At 71.9% G+C, this 15,583-nt stretch carries 12 protein-coding genes and 1 riboswitch; of the genes, 7 read left to right on the top strand and 5 right to left on the bottom strand.

Annotated elements, in window-relative coordinates; all coding sequences use genetic code 11:
• Positions 1 to 96: 96 nt before the first annotated feature.
• The 3 genes from Psi01_RS19580 to Psi01_RS19570 are packed head-to-tail and all read left to right on the top strand — an operon-like array spanning position 97 to position 2,635.
• Entirely contained in the window at positions 97 to 1,041 is a 945-nt protein-coding gene (locus Psi01_RS19580) for an ABC transporter ATP-binding protein (protein ID WP_204065481.1), read from the top strand.
• Positions 1,038 to 1,799: an ABC transporter permease gene (locus Psi01_RS19575; RefSeq protein WP_204065480.1), complete on the top strand. Its 762-nt coding sequence runs from the start codon at positions 1,038 to 1,040 to the stop codon at positions 1,797 to 1,799. The genes Psi01_RS19580 and Psi01_RS19575 overlap by 4 nt, the downstream gene beginning before the upstream one ends.
• Before the next feature lie 44 nt (positions 1,800 to 1,843).
• Positions 1,844 to 2,635: a helix-turn-helix domain-containing protein gene (locus Psi01_RS19570; protein WP_204065479.1), complete on the top strand. Its 792-nt coding sequence runs from the start codon at positions 1,844 to 1,846 to the stop codon at positions 2,633 to 2,635.
• Between the two features lie 435 nt (positions 2,636 to 3,070).
• Here Psi01_RS19570 and Psi01_RS19565 read toward each other — a convergent pair whose 3' ends face one another.
• Positions 3,071 to 3,514 carry a hypothetical protein gene (locus tag Psi01_RS19565; RefSeq protein WP_204065478.1) on the bottom strand — a complete coding sequence of 148 codons (444 nt, stop codon included), beginning with the start codon at positions 3,512 to 3,514 and terminating at the stop codon, positions 3,071 to 3,073.
• Positions 3,515 to 3,551: 37 nt separating this feature from the next.
• The gene (locus Psi01_RS19560; RefSeq protein ID WP_204065477.1) at positions 3,552 to 4,724 is read right to left on the bottom strand and encodes an NADH:flavin oxidoreductase; all 1,173 of its coding nucleotides are present in this window, start codon (positions 4,722 to 4,724) and stop codon (positions 3,552 to 3,554) included.
• A gap of 219 nt (positions 4,725 to 4,943) precedes the next feature.
• Between Psi01_RS19560 and Psi01_RS19555 the strand changes: the two genes are divergently transcribed.
• Together Psi01_RS19555 and Psi01_RS19550 are read left to right on the top strand one after the other, a co-directional pair.
• A complete protein-coding gene (locus Psi01_RS19555) occupies positions 4,944 to 5,699 on the top strand; it encodes a CHAP domain-containing protein (RefSeq protein WP_204065476.1) in 756 nt (251 codons plus the stop codon).
• Between the two features lie 58 nt (positions 5,700 to 5,757).
• Positions 5,758 to 6,702 carry a siderophore-interacting protein gene (locus tag Psi01_RS19550; protein ID WP_204065475.1) on the top strand — a complete coding sequence of 315 codons (945 nt, stop codon included), beginning with the start codon at positions 5,758 to 5,760 and terminating at the stop codon, positions 6,700 to 6,702.
• A 78-nt stretch (positions 6,703 to 6,780) separates the two neighbouring features.
• Here the strand turns inward: Psi01_RS19550 and Psi01_RS19545 are convergent, their stop codons facing one another.
• Positions 6,781 to 7,443 (bottom strand): response regulator, encoded by a 663-nt coding sequence (locus Psi01_RS19545; RefSeq protein ID WP_204065474.1) that lies wholly within the window; start codon positions 7,441 to 7,443, stop codon positions 6,781 to 6,783.
• 33 nt (positions 7,444 to 7,476) lie between these two features.
• Positions 7,477 to 9,066 (bottom strand): sensor histidine kinase, encoded by a 1,590-nt coding sequence (locus Psi01_RS19540; protein ID WP_239127849.1) that lies wholly within the window; start codon positions 9,064 to 9,066, stop codon positions 7,477 to 7,479.
• Between the two features lie 84 nt (positions 9,067 to 9,150).
• Here Psi01_RS19540 and Psi01_RS19535 point away from each other — a divergent pair, with 84 nt between their 5' ends.
• Both Psi01_RS19535 and Psi01_RS19530 read left to right on the top strand, forming a co-directional pair.
• Positions 9,151 to 10,491 carry a cation:dicarboxylate symporter family transporter gene (locus Psi01_RS19535; RefSeq protein WP_204065472.1) on the top strand — a complete coding sequence of 447 codons (1,341 nt, stop codon included), beginning with the start codon at positions 9,151 to 9,153 and terminating at the stop codon, positions 10,489 to 10,491.
• A 226-nt stretch (positions 10,492 to 10,717) separates the two neighbouring features.
• Positions 10,718 to 11,194, top strand: a complete 477-nt coding sequence (locus Psi01_RS19530) for a hypothetical protein (protein ID WP_204065471.1) — start codon at positions 10,718 to 10,720, stop codon at positions 11,192 to 11,194.
• A 34-nt stretch (positions 11,195 to 11,228) separates the two neighbouring features.
• Here the strand turns inward: Psi01_RS19530 and Psi01_RS19525 are convergent, their stop codons facing one another.
• Positions 11,229 to 15,137, bottom strand: coding sequence for a cobaltochelatase subunit CobN (locus Psi01_RS19525; RefSeq protein WP_204065470.1), 3,909 nt, complete (start codon positions 15,135 to 15,137; stop codon positions 11,229 to 11,231).
• A gap of 235 nt (positions 15,138 to 15,372) precedes the next feature.
• Positions 15,373 to 15,569, bottom strand: a riboswitch (cobalamin riboswitch).
• Positions 15,570 to 15,583: the final 14 nt, after the last annotated feature.

The raw sequence follows: 15,583 nt of genomic DNA, 5'->3' as shown, positions 1-15,583 counted from the left end.
ACGGCACGGGCCCGGTCCGGATCACTCCGGACCGGGCCCGTGTCTTCTCCCGCGGGCTTGACCTTGACGCTGCGTCAGCCCTCCATGCTGGCAGCCATGAGCATCCCGCCGACGACCGATCAGGTCCAGGGGCCCGCGATCCACGTACAGGGCCTGGAGAAATCGTACAAAGAGCTGCGCGTGCTGCGCGGCGTCGACTTCGAGGTGGCGCGAGGCGGCATCTTCGCCCTGCTCGGCTCCAACGGGGCGGGCAAGACCACGGCCGTGAAGATCCTGTCCACCCTGCTCAGGGCCGACGCGGGGACCGCCCGCGTCAACGGCTTCGACGTCGCCACGCAGGCCGCCGACGTACGCGAGTCCATCAGTCTCACCGGGCAGTTCGCGGCGGTCGACGAGATCCTCAGCGGACGGGAGAACCTGGTGCTGGTCGCCCGGTTGCGGCACCTCGAGAATCCGGGCCGGATCGCGGATGACCTGCTCGCCCGTTTCTCGCTCGCCGACGCGGGCGCGCGGAAGGTGGCGGCGTACTCCGGAGGCATGCGCCGCCGCCTGGACATCGCGATGAGCCTGGTCGGGAATCCGCCGGTCATCTTCCTCGACGAGCCGACCGCCGGGCTCGACCCGCAAGGGCGCATCGAGGTGTGGCAGGTCGTCAAGGAACTCGCCGGGCGGGGCACCACGGTGCTGCTCACGACGCAGTATCTGGACGAGGCCGAGCAGCTCGCCGACCGGATCGCGATCCTGCACCGGGGCCGGATCATCGTGAACGGGACCCTGGAGGAGCTCAAGCGGCTGCTCCCGCCCGTCAAGGTCGAATACGTCGAGAAGCAGCCGACCCTCGAGGAGGTCTTCCTCGCCGTGGTCGGCGACGACGGCGAGGACCGCGAAGAGCGCGAAGAGCGCGAAGACGGCAAGGGCCGTGAGAACGGCGAAGACGGCAAGGGCCGTGAGAACGGCGAAGACCGCCAGGACCGCCGCAAGGACGGCGGACGACCGGCGATTACCGCAGCGACCGCCCGGACGAGTAAGGACGCACGATGAACAGGCATTTCCTCGGCGACACCGCCGTCCTGCTGGGACGGTCCCTGCGCCACATCATCCGCAGCCCGGACACCGTCATCACGACCGTGATCACGCCGATCGCCATGATGCTGATGTTCGTCTACGTGTTCGGCGGCGCGATCAGAACGGGGTCGGATTCGTATGTGAACTACATGCTGCCCGGCATCCTGCTCATCACGATCGCCTCGGGCATCTCCTACACCGCGTTCCGGCTCTTCATGGACATGAGGAGCGGCATCTTCGAGCGGTTCCAGTCCATGCCGATCGCACGCTCTTCCGTGCTGTGGGCGCACGTGCTGACCTCACTGGTCGCCAACCTGATCTCGCTCGCGGTCGTCGTGGGCGTCGCTCTCCTGGCGGGCTTCCGCTCGGGGGCGGGAGTCGGGGCATGGCTCGGGGTCGCCGGGATCCTGATCCTGTTCACCCTGGCGTTGACGTGGCTCGCCGTCATCCCCGGTCTCACGGCGAAGTCCCCCGACGGCGCGGGCGCGTTCGCCTACCCGCTCATGTTCCTGCCGTTCCTCAGTTCGGCGTTCGTGCTCACCGAGACCATGCCCGGTCCGGTGCGCGCCTTCGCCGAGCACCAGCCGGTGACGCCCATCGTCGACACGATCCGGGACCTGTTCACCCAGAAGCCGGTCGGCACCGGCATCTGGATCGCCCTCGCCTGGTGCGTCGGCATCCTCGTCGTCGCCTGCGTCTTCGCCAACATCTCCTACCGTCGCAGGATCTCCTGAGCCGGACGGACCGGGTCCGGGCGAATCGGAGGCAGGATCGGAGCATGCTGACGATCGGTCAACTGGCGGCGTATGCCGGCGTCACGGTACGGGCGGTACGGCACTATCACCAGATCGGGCTCCTGCCCGAGCCGGAGCGGGACGAGTCGGGTTACCGGCGGTACGGCGCAATGGCAGTCGTGTCCCTCATCAAGATCCGCACCCTCGCCAACGCGGGCGTGCCGCTGTCCCAGATCGGCCGGATGCTCGAAGCCGACGCGTCGACCTTCGCCGAGGCGGTCCAGAGGATCGACCGCCACCTGCGCGAGGAGATCGAACGGCTTGAGACCAGCCGCAGGCAGATCGCGCAGCTCGCTTCCGGGGACAGTCTGGTCCTCCCGCCGGAGGTGGTCTCCTATCTCGACCGGCTCCGGGAGATCGGAGTGGCGGAGCGGGTGGTGGAGGGTGAGCGGGACGGGTGGATCCTGCTTGCGGCCCGCTGGCCCGATCACATCCGCGAGATCATGCCCGAGAAATTCGCGCAGCTCCATGACCCGCAAGTCGTCTGGCTCTATCGGATCCTGTCGGAGATGTCGGAAAGCGACGCGGACGACGATCCGCGTCTGGAGGAAATCGCCGACGTCATGGCCGCCGGCCTGGCCGAGCAGGCACAGACCTCCGGCGAGACCGACCTCGACGACATGACGCACGACGACCTGCCGTTCGAACTTCTGGACGCACTCGCCCTCGAGTCCGACCCACGGTCCAAGCGGCTCATGGACCTGATGCGCGAGCGCGGCTGGGCCAGCTGGACCCGGATGAAGCCGCTGGCGGATCCACCTGGCGGACCCACCTGACTGACCCACTGCGCTTCCATGCCCGGACGTCGACTGCGCATGCCGACAGGGGCTCAAACGACGCCTGCGTCCCGCTCCCCCACAGCGGCCGCCACGAAGGCCCGGCAAGGCAAAGCAGGTATCACGCGAGCCGGCGTAATGCCACCCACGCCGCCAACGGCCCGTGGCAGGCCGGTGTCACCCACCTGTGAGGCGCACGTCCGCGGTAAAGCGGGTGCCGTCCACCCGTGAGGCACGTTCGCGGTGGGCCGGGTGTCGCCCACCCGAGCCGCGTCTTACGGCAGCCGCGCCCACCTATGGCATCAGGGTGTCCACGACGCCAGGGTGCTCATGGTGGCCGAGCTTGCTCAGGGGAGGCCGGGTTTGCCCGCCCGTGGGGCGGGTCCGCGGCCCGGCGTGCGCCGCCGTACCCGCTCACCGCTCCGGGAACACCCCCTAGCGGGGGCGGCCGTTCCAGCGGGAGGAGCGGAACAGGTCGCGGCGCTGGAGGAGGTAGGCGAGCCTGGCGGCGGCGACCCGGACGGGTTCCTCGTGGCGGTGGCGTTTGGCGGCGGGGACGGCGCTCCAGCGCTCCAGCAGGTGGGCCATCTCCTCGGCGACCTCGCCGATGACCCGGTAGCGGGTGCTGAAGGTGTACAGGTCGCCGTGGACCTCCTCGACCAGGTCCTCGTCGACCCGCCGGGCCAGCGGCGCGATCCGGCGCAGCAGGCCCGCCTCCATCGCCGGGGTCACCGGCGCGCGGCGGGCGTCGTCCTCCGGGACCATGATCAGGGCCCGGACGCGGGCGATCGCGAGGGTCCGTTCCTCCTGCGAGGTGGAGGGGTGCTCGGCGAGGTCCAGCAGGCGGCGCAGAGTCTCCTGCGTCTTGTCGTCGAACATCGAGAACCCGCCCCCGTCACGTGATACCCGGTGAATACTATTCGACCAGGACACAGCGGGTGCGGCGGTAGGTCGTCGGCATGCAGCGGTTGCAGTGGGTGCAGCCGGAGACGACGGCTCGGTCCTCGCGGACGCGGTTCGGCAGATCGGGGTCCATGAGCAGCGCCCGACCCATCGCGGCGAACTCGAAGCCCTCGCGCATGGCCAGTTCCATCCCGGTGATCCCGGTGATCCCGCCGAGCAGGACCAGCGGCGTGCGCAGGGCGGCGCGGAAGGCGCGGGCCTGATCGAGGAGGTATGCCTCCCTGTAGGGATACTCCCGCAGGAGACGGCCGCCCAGCAGGCGCACGCCCAGCCGCTGGGGCTGCGGGAAGACCGCGGCGAACTCCTTGACCGGCGCCTCGCCCCGGAACAGGTACATCGGGTTGAGCAGTGAGCTGCCCGCGGTCAGCTCGATGGCGTCGAGCCCGCCGTCCTCCTCCAGCCAGGCCGCGACCTGCAGGCTCTCCTCGGGCACCAGGCCGCCGCGGACCCCGTCGTCCATGTTGAGCTTGGCGAGGATCGCGATCCGGCCGCCCACGGCCTCCCGTACGGCGCGGGCGATCTCGCGGGCCATCCGGGCCCGGCCGGCCAGGTTCCCGCCGTAGGCGTCGTCGCGCCGGTTGAGGCGGGGGCTGAGGAACGCGCTGGCCAGATAGTTGTGCCCGAAGTGGACCTCGACGGCGTCGAAGCCCGACTCGGCGGCCAGCCGCGCCGCGTCGGCGTGGGCCCGCACGACGCGGGTGATGTCGTCAGGTGTCGCCGCGCGGGTCATGGTCATCCCCAGCGGGTTGAACCGCCGGGACGGGCCCAGCGCGGGGAGCCGGTTGGAGGCCGGGTTCGCCACCGGCCCGGCGTGCCCGATCTGCGCGGAGACGGCCGCGCCCTCGGCGTGTACGGCATCGGCCAGGCGGCGCAGCCCCGCGACGGCCTCGGGCCGCATCCAGATCTGCCTGCGCTGGGTACGGCCCTCCGGGGCGACGGCGCAGTACGCCACCGTGGTCATGCCGACCCCTCCGGCGGCCATCTGCCGGTGGAACTCCACCAGGTCGTCGGAGACCAGCGCCTCCGGGGTCCTGCCCTCGAACGTCGCGGCCTTGATCAGGCGGTTTCGTAAAGTGATCGGCCCGAGCCTCGCGGGAGCGAAGACGTCGGGCGCGTTCTCGGCCATGCCCACTGTCTACCAAACAAGCGCTTGTCTTAATAGGCCTCAACCGGAGACCGACGCGCATGGTAAGCGATGGACCGTTTCATGTCGCTTCATCCATCGAATCCGGCATTCATTAGCCATTCGCCCGACTTATACGGGTTTACGCGAATACAGTTCGGCGTTATCGGATGGTGACCTTCACCTGAGGGCGGGGGCGAGTGAACGGAGTGACGGGCAGCCGTGGATCCGATCGGTGACGATCTGCTGAAGGTCATGGTGGCCGAGCTCGGCTACCGCGAACGCCCAGGACAGCACACCAAGTTCGGCCACTGGTACTCCGCCGAGGTCGGCGACCCCCAGTACCGCTCGGCCCCGTGGTGCGACATGTTCATCGCCTGGGCCGCGGAGCGGGCCGGGGTGCAGGAGTACGTCGGCCAGTTCGCCTGGACGCCCTCCCACGCCCGCTGGTTCGAGACCAACGGCGCCTGGTCGGACGTGCCGGAGCCCGGGGCGCTGGTCTTCTTCGACTGGTCCGGCGGCAAGGACATCAAGGGCATCGACCATGTGGGCGTCGTGGAGCGCGTGGAGGGTGGAACGATCCACACCATCGAGGCGAACGTCGACCGCGTCTGGCTCAAGCGCAAGGCCCGTGACGGGGAGAAGATCGTCGGCTACGGGCTGCCCCGCAAGGTCAAGGAGACCCTCAACCAGATCCCCCCGCAGGACGCGAACGCCTCCGGACCCAAGCCGGTCGAGGTCGATCCCACGCCCGCCGCCAACTCGGTGTCCCTGGTCCTGTACGACTCGGACGGGACGTTCCCCCTGCTGGAGCCCGCCCCGCTGACGATGCTGCTGGCGCTGGTCGTGGGCTGGACCTTCCTGGCCGCCCGGTGGCAGCCGCGCCCGTCGGCCGGCGGCAGGCACCGCAGACGGGGACGGCACCCGTACCCGCCGCGGGATTCCGAGGCCGCTCCGACCCCCTCGGAAGTTGATTAATAAGGTTAGGCAAAGCTAAGTTGCTCTTGGCAGGTACCTTCGAGCGAAAGCGGCGCCCATGACCGTGACCACCGAGCAGACCGCGGAACAGGCGGAGGAGATCTCCGCCTACCGTCCCTTCGACGTCCGCGTCCTGCGCGTCCGGCGGCTCAGCCCCAGCTTCGTCAGGATCACCTTCACCGGCGACGACCTCACCCTGTTCGCGGACAAGGGCAACGACCAGCGCATCAAGGTCGTCCTCCCGCTGCCCGACGGCACCTTCAGCCCGATCGGCCAGGGTTCCGACTGGTACCAGCGCTGGCGGATGCTCCCGGAGGCGCTGCGCAACCCGATCCGCACCTACACCGTGCGCGCCGTACGGCAGCCCGCCGGGGAGCTGGACGTCGACTTCGTGCTCCACGGCGACAGCAGCCCCGCCTCCCGGTGGGCGACCTACGCCGCCCCCGGCCACCGCGCCGTGGTGATCGGTCCCAACGCGGCGTTCGACGGGCCGACCGGCGGGCAGGAGTGGGCTCCCCCCGCCGGGACGACCCACATGCTGCTGGCCGGCGACGAGACCGCGGTCCCCGCTATCGCCGCCATCGCCGAGGCCCTGCCCGCCGACGCGCAGGCCACGATCCTGCTGGAGGTGCCCGAGGCGGGCGACGCGCTCCCGCTCGACCTGGCCCCGGGCGTGCGGGTCACCTGGCTGCCGCGCGAGGGAACCGGCGAGGGAGCCCGCCACGGCGACCTGCTGGTGCCCGCCGTACGGGAGGCCCTGCGGGAGCTGGCCGTCTCCGGCGGCGCGCCGGCCGCCCTGGAGGACGTCGACGTGGACGCGGAGATCCTGTGGGAGGTGCCCGAGCCGGTCTCCCGCCCGGGTGACGGCTTCTACGCCTGGCTGGCCGGCGAGGCCGGGATGGTCAAGCTCCTGCGCCGTCTCCTGGTGCAGGAGGCAGGGGTCGACCGCAGGTCGGTGGCGTTCATGGGCTACTGGCGGGTGGGCCGCGCCGAGCTCGACTGAGCCCCGCCCCGTCCCCGGAACCGTCCCGGGGGTATGGCCCGCCCGCCGGCGGATGGCGGGCCGCACCCCCGGCGGGCGTCAGGTGATCCGGTAGAGCGACTCCGGCCGGCCCACCCCGCCGTAACGCGGCACCTTGCGGACGGCGCCGGTCTCCACGAGGTGCTCCAGATAGCGGCGGGCCGTGACCCGGGAGACGCCGATCGCCTCGCCGACCAGCTGCGCCGAGCGTCCTTCGGGGAAGCGGCGCAGCTCCTCGGCCACGGCTTCCAGGGTGACCGCGGTCATCCCCTTGGGGAGGTCGCCGCCGCCGGGCCCGCGCAGCTCGGCCAGGGCCCGGTCCACCTCGCCCTGGCCGATCGCCTCGCCCGACGACGCGCGGAAGCGCGCGTAGCCGGTGAGCTTCTCGCTGAAGGAGGCGAAGGTGAACGGCTTGAGGAGATACTGCACGACGCCGGCGGAGACCGCCGAGCGCACCATCGCCAGGTCGCGGGCGGAGGTGATCGCGATGATGTCGGACGGCACGCCGCCCGCCCGCAGGGCGCGGCACACCTCCAGGCCGTGCATGTCGGGCAGATAGAAGTCCAGCAGGATGAGGTCCACCGGCTCACGCCGCAGGAACCGCAGCGCCTCGCCGCCCGACCTGGCCACCCCCGCGACCCGGAAGCCGGCCACCCGCTCCACGTAGAGCCGGTTCGCCTCGGCGGTGATCTCCTCGTCCTCGACGATCAGCACGGAGATCATGTCGTGTCCCTCTCCTCCGGCGGTCGTAGGAGATTATCCAGCGCTCCGCTCCCTCAGCGGCAGCCGTACGGTGAAGACCGCACCCGGGCCGTCGCCGACCTCGATCGTGCCGTCCAGACGGCGCACCGCCTGACCCACCATGGCCAGGCCCAGGCCCCGGCCGTCGCCCTTGGTGCTCCAGCCCCGCCGGAACGCCTCACCGGCCACCCCCGGGGCCAGCCCTGGACCGCTGTCGCCCACGCTGACCACGAAGGTCGTCCCGTCGGCGCGCAGGCCGACCTGTACCCGCGCCGGGGCGGCACCCGAGGCGGCCGCGTCGATCGCGTTGTCCATCAGGTTGCCCAGGATCGTCACCAGGTCCCGCTCGTCGAGGCCGGTGACGTCCAGCTCGGTGTCAGGACTGATCGTCAGCTCCACCCCGCGCTCGGCGGCCTCGGCGCTCTTGCCCAGCAGCAGCGCGGCCACCACGGGCTCGCGCACCGCGCCCACCACCCGGTCGGTCAGCTGCTGCGCCGCCCTGAGCTCGGCGGTCCCGAAGGCCACCGCCTGCTCGATCCGGCCCAGCTCGACCAGGGTGATCACGGTGTGCAGCCGGTTGGCCGACTCGTGCGCGGCGGCGCGCAGGGACTCGGCGAAGCCGCGCTCGGCGTCGAGCTGGCCGGCCAGGGACTGCAGCTCGGTGTGGTCGCGCAGAGTGACCACGGTGCCCTGCGAGCGCCCGCCCGAGCGGACCACGGCCACGTTCACCACGAGCACCCGCTCGTCGGTCAGGTGGATCTCGTCGGTCCTGCTCTCCCGGGCCAGCAGCGTCTCGGCGAGCGAGGACGGCAGATCCAGCTCGCCGACGGGCCTGCCCTCGGCGTCGTCGCGCAGGCCCAGCAGGTCGCGGGCGCCGTCGTTGCACAGCGTCACCCGGCCGGCGTCGTCGACCAGCAGCAGTCCCTCCCGTACGGCGTGCAGGATCGCGTCGTGGTACTCGTACATCCGGCTGAGCTCCGCCGGGCCCATCCCCCGCGTCTGCCTGCGCAACCGCGCGCCGACCAGGAAGGAGCCCGCGACGCCGACGGCCAGGCCGAGCAGTCCGATGGCGACGGCCCCGACCGCCTGCCCGCGCAGCCTGGCGCCGATCCTGTCGACGGTGATGCCCGAGCTGACCAGGGCGCGGACCCGGCCGCCGGAGTCGAACACGGGGGCGACGGCGCGGACGGACGGGCCCAGGGTCCCGGTGTAGGTCTCGGTGAAGACCTCACCCCGTAGCGCGGGCCCGGTCGTGCCGAGGAACCGGCGGCCGATCTCGGCCGGGTTGGGATGGGTGTAGCGCAGCCCGTCCGGGCTCATGATCGTGACGAAGTCGACCCCGGTCTCCCGCCTGACCCGCTCGGCGAACGGCTGCAGCGCCGCGGGATCGCCGAGGGAGGCCGGGACCGACGGGGAGTCGGCCACGCTGACGGTGACGGCCCTGGCCACGCGGGTCGCCTCCTCTACCAGCAGTTCGCGGGCCTGCAGGAACGTCAGCAGCGTGCCGCCCGCCACGGTCACGCCGACCACCACCATCTGCAGCACCAGCATCTGGCGGGCCAGGCTCCAGCCCCGTCCGCGCCGGGACTCCTTCTTTTCGCTCACGACCGAAATGTACGCAATAGTGACGAGGGTCACAGCCTGGGCAGATAGTCGCTCGAACGGATTATCACCGAGGCGGGAGCCCTGATGAGCACCACCAGGCAGGACAGGACCAAATATCTCTACATCGCGGTGATCGTCGCGGTGGTCGCCGGAATCGTCGTCGGTCTCATGGCCCCCGACGTGGGCATCGCTCTGAAACCGCTCGGCACGGCCTTCGTCGACCTCATCAAGATGATGATCAGCCCGATCATCTTCTGCACCATCGTGCTCGGCGTCGGCTCGGTCACCCAGGCGGCGAAGGTCGGCCGGGTCGGCGGCCTGGCGCTCGGGTACTTCATCGCCATGTCCACGGTCGCGCTGGCCATCGGCCTGGTCGTGGGCAACCTGATCGACCCCGGCCAGGGCCTGGTCCTGACCGACGAGCTGCGCCAGGCCGCCAAGACCGAGGCGGCCAAGGGCGGCGAGAGCGACACGGTCACCTTCCTGCTCGGGATCATCCCGACCACCCTGGTGTCGGCCTTCACCGAGGGCCAGGTTCTGCAGACCCTCCTGGTGGCCCTGCTCACCGGGTTCGCCCTGCAGGCCATGGGCGAGCAGGCCACCCCGATCCTGCGCGGCATCCGCCACATCGAGCGCCTCGTCTTCCGCATCCTGGCCATGATCATGTGGGCGGCCCCGGTGGGCGCCTTCGGCGCCATCGCGGCCGTGGTCGGCGCCACCGGAGTGGACGCGCTCAAGAGCCTCGGCACGATCATGATCGCCTTCTACATCACCTGCCTGGCGTTCGTGCTGGGCGTGCTCGGCCCGCTGCTCTGGCTGGTCGCCCGGGTCAACCTGCTGTCCCTGCTGCGCTATCTGGGCCGCGAGTTCCTGCTGATCCTGTCCACCTCCTCCTCGGAGTCGGCGCTGCCGCGCCTGATCGCCAAGATGGAGCACCTGGGGGTCAGCCGCCCGGTCGTGGGCATCACGGTCCCGACCGGCTACTCCTTCAACCTGGACGGCACCGCCATCTACCTCACGATGGCGACCCTGTTCATCGCCAGCGCCACCGGCGCGCCGCTGTCCCTGGCCGAGCAGATCTCCCTGCTCGTCTTCATGATCATCGCTTCGAAGGGGGCGGCCGGGGTCACCGGGGCGGGCCTGGCGACCCTCGCCGGCGGCCTGCAGTCCCACCGGCCCGACCTCGTCGACGGCGTCGGCCTCATCGTCGGCATCGACCGCTTCATGTCCGAGGCCCGCGCGCTGACCAACTTCGCCGGCAACGCGGTCGCCACCGTCCTGGTCGGCACGTGGACCGGCGAGTTCGACCGCGAACGCGCGGCCGAGGTCCTGTCCGGCGACGCCCCGTTCGACGAGAACACCCTGATCGACGAGGAGCCCTCCGCCCCGGCCGGGAAGCCGGAGCCCGTGGCGTCGCGGTCATGACGGGGGCCGCCCACGCGGTTCCGGCCCCGGCCGGGCGGCGCGGGCCCGGAACCCGGACGGACGGCAGGGTTCTGAACGCGGACGAACGGAACGGATCCCGAAGGTCCTGGACGCGGACGAACGGCACGGATCCCGAGCGCGGATGAGCAGCCGGACCAGGTGATCCGACTCAGGCGCCCGCCTCCCGCCCGCCGTACGGTCTGCCGGACGGCGGAAGGAGACAACCATGCACACCGCGTCGTTCTGGCAGGTGACCGGATGGATGGCCGGGTTCCTGTTCATCTTCCCGCTGCTGTGCTACCTGCTGTGGATCGCGTTCTTCGGGTTCCGCAACTCCATGGCCTTCGGTATCACGTACGGGATCTTCCTGCTGCTGGAGTTCCTCCTCGCGCTGCCGGCCCTGCTCGTGATGAGGACGATCGGCCCGTTCCCCACCCTGTCCGCACCGGCCCAGGCGCTGGCCGCCGTGGGCGCCGTCCTCGCGGTCACCGCCTTCACCCCGCTCCTGGCACCCATGGCGAGGTGGCCGCTGTACTTCGTCGTCTGCGGCCGTCCGCCGGTCGTCGCGACAAAGTTCGCGGCGAGCTACACCTACAGCGTGGCCGGGCAGCGGGGCTACTCCGTCGACCCGCTGAGCGCCACCCATCTGTTCCGCACAGAGCAGGCGGCCATCCGGGCGGGGTTCCACCGGGGCCCAGACTGAAGCCGGGGACCGGCGTCCCGATCCCCGGCCCGGATCATCCCCGACCGTCCTCCAGATCCCCCTCGGCCTTGAGATAGACCTCCTGCAGACCGGCGAGGATCTCCGGATCGGGGTGCTCCCACATCCCCCGGTCGGCGGCCTCCAGCAGGCGCTCGGCGATGCCGTGCAGCGCCCACGGGTTGGACTCGGCCAGGAAGGCCTGGTTCTCCGGGTCCAGGACGTAGGTCTCGGCGAGCTTGTCGTACATCCACCCGGCGACGACGCCCGTGGTGGCGTCGTAGCCGAACAGGTAGTCGACGGTGGCGGCCAGCTCGAAGGCGCCCTTGTAGCCGTGCCGGCGCATGGCGGCCAGCCAGCGCGGGTTCACCACCCGGGCGCGGAAGATCCGGGAGGTCTCCTCCGAGAGGGTACGGGTGCGCACGGCGTCGGGACGGGTGCTGTCGCCGATGTAGGCGGCCGGGGCCCGGCCGGTGAGGGCGCGCACGGTGGCGACCATGCCGCCGTGGTACTGGAAGTAGTCGTCGGAGTCGGCGATGTCGTGCTCGCGCGTGTCGACGTTCTTGGCCGCCACCGCGATGCGCCGGTAGGCCGTCTCCATGTCCTCGCGCGCCGCGACGCCGTCGACGCCCCGGCCGTAGGCGAAGCCGCCCCAGACGGCGTAGACCTCGGCGAGGTCGGCGTCGTCGCGCCAGTTGCGGCTGTCGATGAGCGGCAGTAGACCGGCGCCGTAGGCCCCGGGACGGGACCCGAAGATCCGGAAGGCCGCCCGGTCGCCCCGGTCGGCGTCGGCCAGCACGTGGGCCCGGACGTAGTTGTCCTCCTCGGGCTCCTCCAGGCCCGCGGCCAGCCGTACGGCGTCGTCGAGCATGGCCACCACGTGCGGGAACGCGTCCCGGAAGAACCCGCTGATGCGGACCGTGACGTCGATGCGGGGACGGCCGAGCTCGTCGAGCGGGATCGGGTCCAGGCCGGTCACCCGCCGCGAGGCCTCGTCCCAGACGGGCCTGACCCCGAGCAGCGCCAGCACCTCGGCCACGTCGTCACCCGCGGTGCGCATGGCGCTGGTCCCCCAGACCGACAGCCCGACGGACCGGGGCCACTCCCCCGTGTCGGCCCGGTAGCGCTCCAGCAGCGAGTCCGCCATGGCCTGCCCGGTCTCCCAGGCCAGCCTGCTCGGCACGGCCTTGGGGTCGACCGAGTAGAAGTTCCGCCCGGTCGGCAGCACGTTGATCAGCCCGCGCAGCGGGGAACCGCTCGGCCCCGCGGGCACGTACCCACCGTCGAGCGCGTGCAGGATCGCCCCGATCTCATCCGTGGTCCGCGCCAGCCGCGGCACGATCTCGGTGGCGGCGAACCGCAGGATCCGCTCCACCTGCTCCCGCCCCGCCGGCGCGCTCCCCCTCGGCTCCGCCCCGGACCCCGGCTGCGCCCCAGACCTCGGCTCCGCCCCGGACCTCGGCTCCGCCCCGGACCCCGGCTGCGCCCCAGGCCCGGCGGAGTCCTCCGAAGCCGGAGCGGCCTGCGAATCCGGAGTGGATCCGTCCGAGACCACGGCGACGCCCTCCGAGCGGGAGTCGGAGCCGTCCGAGATCGCGGCGACACCGTCCAGGTAGGAGGCGGAACCGTCCGAGGTCGGAGTGACGTCACCGGTGGCGTCCGGGGCGTGTACCTGCGCACCGGCAGACGCCTCACCCCGACCCGAGGCGGAGCCGAGGATGGTCGCGGTCACCTCGGAGGCGGCTTCCGGGTCCCAGGCGTGTGCCTCCATGGCCTCGACGAGGGAGCGGGCCAGCGTCTCGGCCTCGTCGGTTCCGGTACGGCCCGCCGTACCGTCCTCGGTCAGACCGAGGGCCTCGCGCAGGCCGGGGAGCGCCTGGGCGCCGGCCCACATCTGGCGGGCCCTGAGCATGGCGAGGACCAGGTCGACGCGGGTCCCGCCCTCCGGGGCCGCGCCGAGGACGTGCAGGCCGTCGCGGATCTGGACGTCCTTGACCTCGCAGAGCCAGCCGTCCAGGTGCAGCAGGAAGTCGTCGAACTCGGCCTCGTGGGGGCGGTCCTCGACGCCGAGGTCGTGGTCGAGCCTGGCCGCCTGGATCAGGGTCCAGATCTGGGCGCGGATCGCGGGGAGCTTGGCGGGGTCCATGGCGGCGATGGAGGCGTGCTCGTCGAGGAGCTGCTCCAGCCGGGCCATGTCCCCGTAGGTGTCGGCGCGGGCCATCGGCGGGACCAGGTGGTCCACCAGCGTGGCGTGCGCGCGGCGCTTGGCCTGGGTGCCCTCGCCCGGGTCGTTGACCAGGAACGGATAGATCAGCGGCAGGTCGCCGAGCGCGGCGTCCGGGCCGCAGGAGGCGGACATGCCGGCGGACTTGCCGGGCAGCCACTCCAGGTTGCCGTGCTTGCCGACGTGCACCACGGCGTGCGCGCCGAACCCGTCGGCCAGCCAGCGGTAGGCGGCCAGATAGTGGTGGCTCGGCGGCAGGTCGGGGTCGTGGTAGATGGCGATCGGGTTCTCGCCGAAGCCGCGCGGCGGCTGGACCATCACCACGACGTTGCCGGCCCGCAGCGCCGCCAGCACGATCTCGCCCCCGGGATCGCGCGAGCGGTCCACGAACAGCTCGCCGGGCGGCGGGCCCCAGTGCCGCTCGATCCCCTCCCTCAGGTCCTGCGGGAGCGTGCCGTACCACGCGGCGTAGTCGCGCGCCGCGATGCGCACCGGGTTGGCGGCCAGCTGCTCCTCGGTGAGCCACTCCTGGTCCTGCCCGCCCGCGGCGATCAGCGCGTGGATCAGCGCGTCGCCGTCCTGCGCGGTCACGCCCGGCAGCTCGTCCTCGGCGCCGATGTCGTAGCCGTGCTCGCGCATCGCGGCCAGCAGCCTGACCAGGCTCGCGGGTGTGTCCAGGCCGACGGCGTTGCCGACCCGCGAGTGCTTGGTGGGGTAGGCCGACAGCATCAGCACGATCCGCCGCTCGGCCGCGGGGACGTGCCGCAGCACGGCGTGCCGTACCGCGATCCCGGCCACCCGCGCGGCCCGCTCGGGGTCGGCCGCGTAGACGGTGAGCCCGTCGGCGTCGATCTCCTTGAACGAGAACGGCACCGTGATGATCCGGCCGTCGAACTCGGGGATCGCGACCTGGGTGGCGGCGTCCAGCGGGGATAGGCCGTCGTCGTTGGCCTCCCACACGGCGCGGCTGCTGGTCAGGCACAGGCCCTGCAGGATCGGCACGTCCAGCTCGGCCAGCGCCCCGACGTCCCACGCCTCGTCGTCGCCGCCCGCCGACGCGGTCGCCGGGCGGGTGCCCCCGGCCGCGAGCACCGTCACCACGAGGGCGTCGGCCTGCCGCAGGGTCTCCAGCAGCTCCGGCTCCGCCGTGCGCAGGGAGGCGCAGTGGACCGGCAGCGCGCGCCCGCCCGCGTCCTCGATCGCCGAGCACAGGGTCTCGACGAACGCGGTGTTCCCGGCGACGTGGTGGGCCCGGTAGTACAGGACGCCGACGACCGGCCCCTCCGTACGGCGCGCCTCGCGCTCCAGCACGCCCCACGAGGGGGTGGGCGCGGGGGCGGCGAAGCCGTGGCCGGTCAGCAGCACGGTGTCGGACAGGAACCGGTGGAGCTCGGCGAGGTTGGCCGGGCCGCCGTGGGCGAGGTAGGCGTGCGCCTCGGAACAGACACCGCCGGGCACCGTGGACAGCTCCATCAGCTCGGCGTCGGGCATCTGCTCACCGCCGAGCACGACCACCGGCCGTGGCCCGGCGAGCAGGGCGTCCAGCCCCTCCTCCCAGGCCCGGCGGCCGCCCAGCAGCCGGACCACGACCAGCTCGACGTCCTCCAGCAGGGGCGGAAGGTCGTCGGCGGAGAGCCGGGCGGGGTTGCCCAGCCGGTAACCGGCCCCGCTGGCGCGGGCGCTGAGCAGGTCGGTGTCGGAGGTCGACAGCAGCAGGATCATGCGTCACGTCCCTGGGAGTTCACGGCGACGGCGGACCGGGCCGTACGCCCCGGCCGGAGGGAAGGGTGCAAGGCCGGACGTCCCGGCCGGGGGGGCGGAGTGCGAGGCCGGACGGGCGGCGGGGCGGGGCGATGGGGTGCCCCGTGCGGTACGGCCCCGCGGCGTCGCGGGGCGGCGGGGGCATGGCGAAGGGCACACGGGGGCTTCCTCCCTCGGGGTCCTCGCCCCGGGTCGTCGTCGGACACGACGGCCGGAGTCTCCTGGCTCCCGGATCGCCGCTCCCCCCGGCCTTCCCATCCGTCTTCGGACAGTGGCACGAGCGGGGTTCGCTCCCCGGTCACAGTGGCGGGACCGCGCCGGATTCACACCGGCTTCCTCCCTCTGCCATCGCTGACGACGAGACTACGGCAGTCCGATCTCCGCAGGAAACTGGCGTTAGCATCCTC

This window comes from Paraplanobispora siamensis (assembly GCF_016863175.1).
In the GTDB taxonomy this organism is placed as follows: Bacteria; Actinomycetota; Actinomycetes; order Streptosporangiales; family Streptosporangiaceae; genus Planobispora; species Planobispora siamensis.
Note: the sequence above shows the minus strand (reverse complement) of the source record. Positions and strands in the feature narration are given on the sequence as shown.

Coding starts and splice junctions, on each gene's coding strand:
- Psi01_RS19545 (WP_204065474.1), bottom strand. CDS start 7,443: ATGATCTCCGTGCTGATCGTCGAGGACGAGGAGATCACCGCCGAGGCG.
- Psi01_RS19580 (WP_204065481.1), top strand. CDS start 97: ATGAGCATCCCGCCGACGACCGATCAGGTCCAGGGGCCCGCGATCCAC.
- Psi01_RS19570 (WP_204065479.1), top strand. CDS start 1,844: ATGCTGACGATCGGTCAACTGGCGGCGTATGCCGGCGTCACGGTACGG.
- Psi01_RS19560 (WP_204065477.1), bottom strand. CDS start 4,724: ATGGCCGAGAACGCGCCCGACGTCTTCGCTCCCGCGAGGCTCGGGCCG.
- Psi01_RS19525 (WP_204065470.1), bottom strand. CDS start 15,137: ATGATCCTGCTGCTGTCGACCTCCGACACCGACCTGCTCAGCGCCCGC.
- Psi01_RS19530 (WP_204065471.1), top strand. CDS start 10,718: ATGCACACCGCGTCGTTCTGGCAGGTGACCGGATGGATGGCCGGGTTC.
- Psi01_RS19575 (WP_204065480.1), top strand. CDS start 1,038: ATGAACAGGCATTTCCTCGGCGACACCGCCGTCCTGCTGGGACGGTCC.
- Psi01_RS19565 (WP_204065478.1), bottom strand. CDS start 3,514: ATGTTCGACGACAAGACGCAGGAGACTCTGCGCCGCCTGCTGGACCTC.
- Psi01_RS19550 (WP_204065475.1), top strand. CDS start 5,758: ATGACCGTGACCACCGAGCAGACCGCGGAACAGGCGGAGGAGATCTCC.
- Psi01_RS19535 (WP_204065472.1), top strand. CDS start 9,151: ATGAGCACCACCAGGCAGGACAGGACCAAATATCTCTACATCGCGGTG.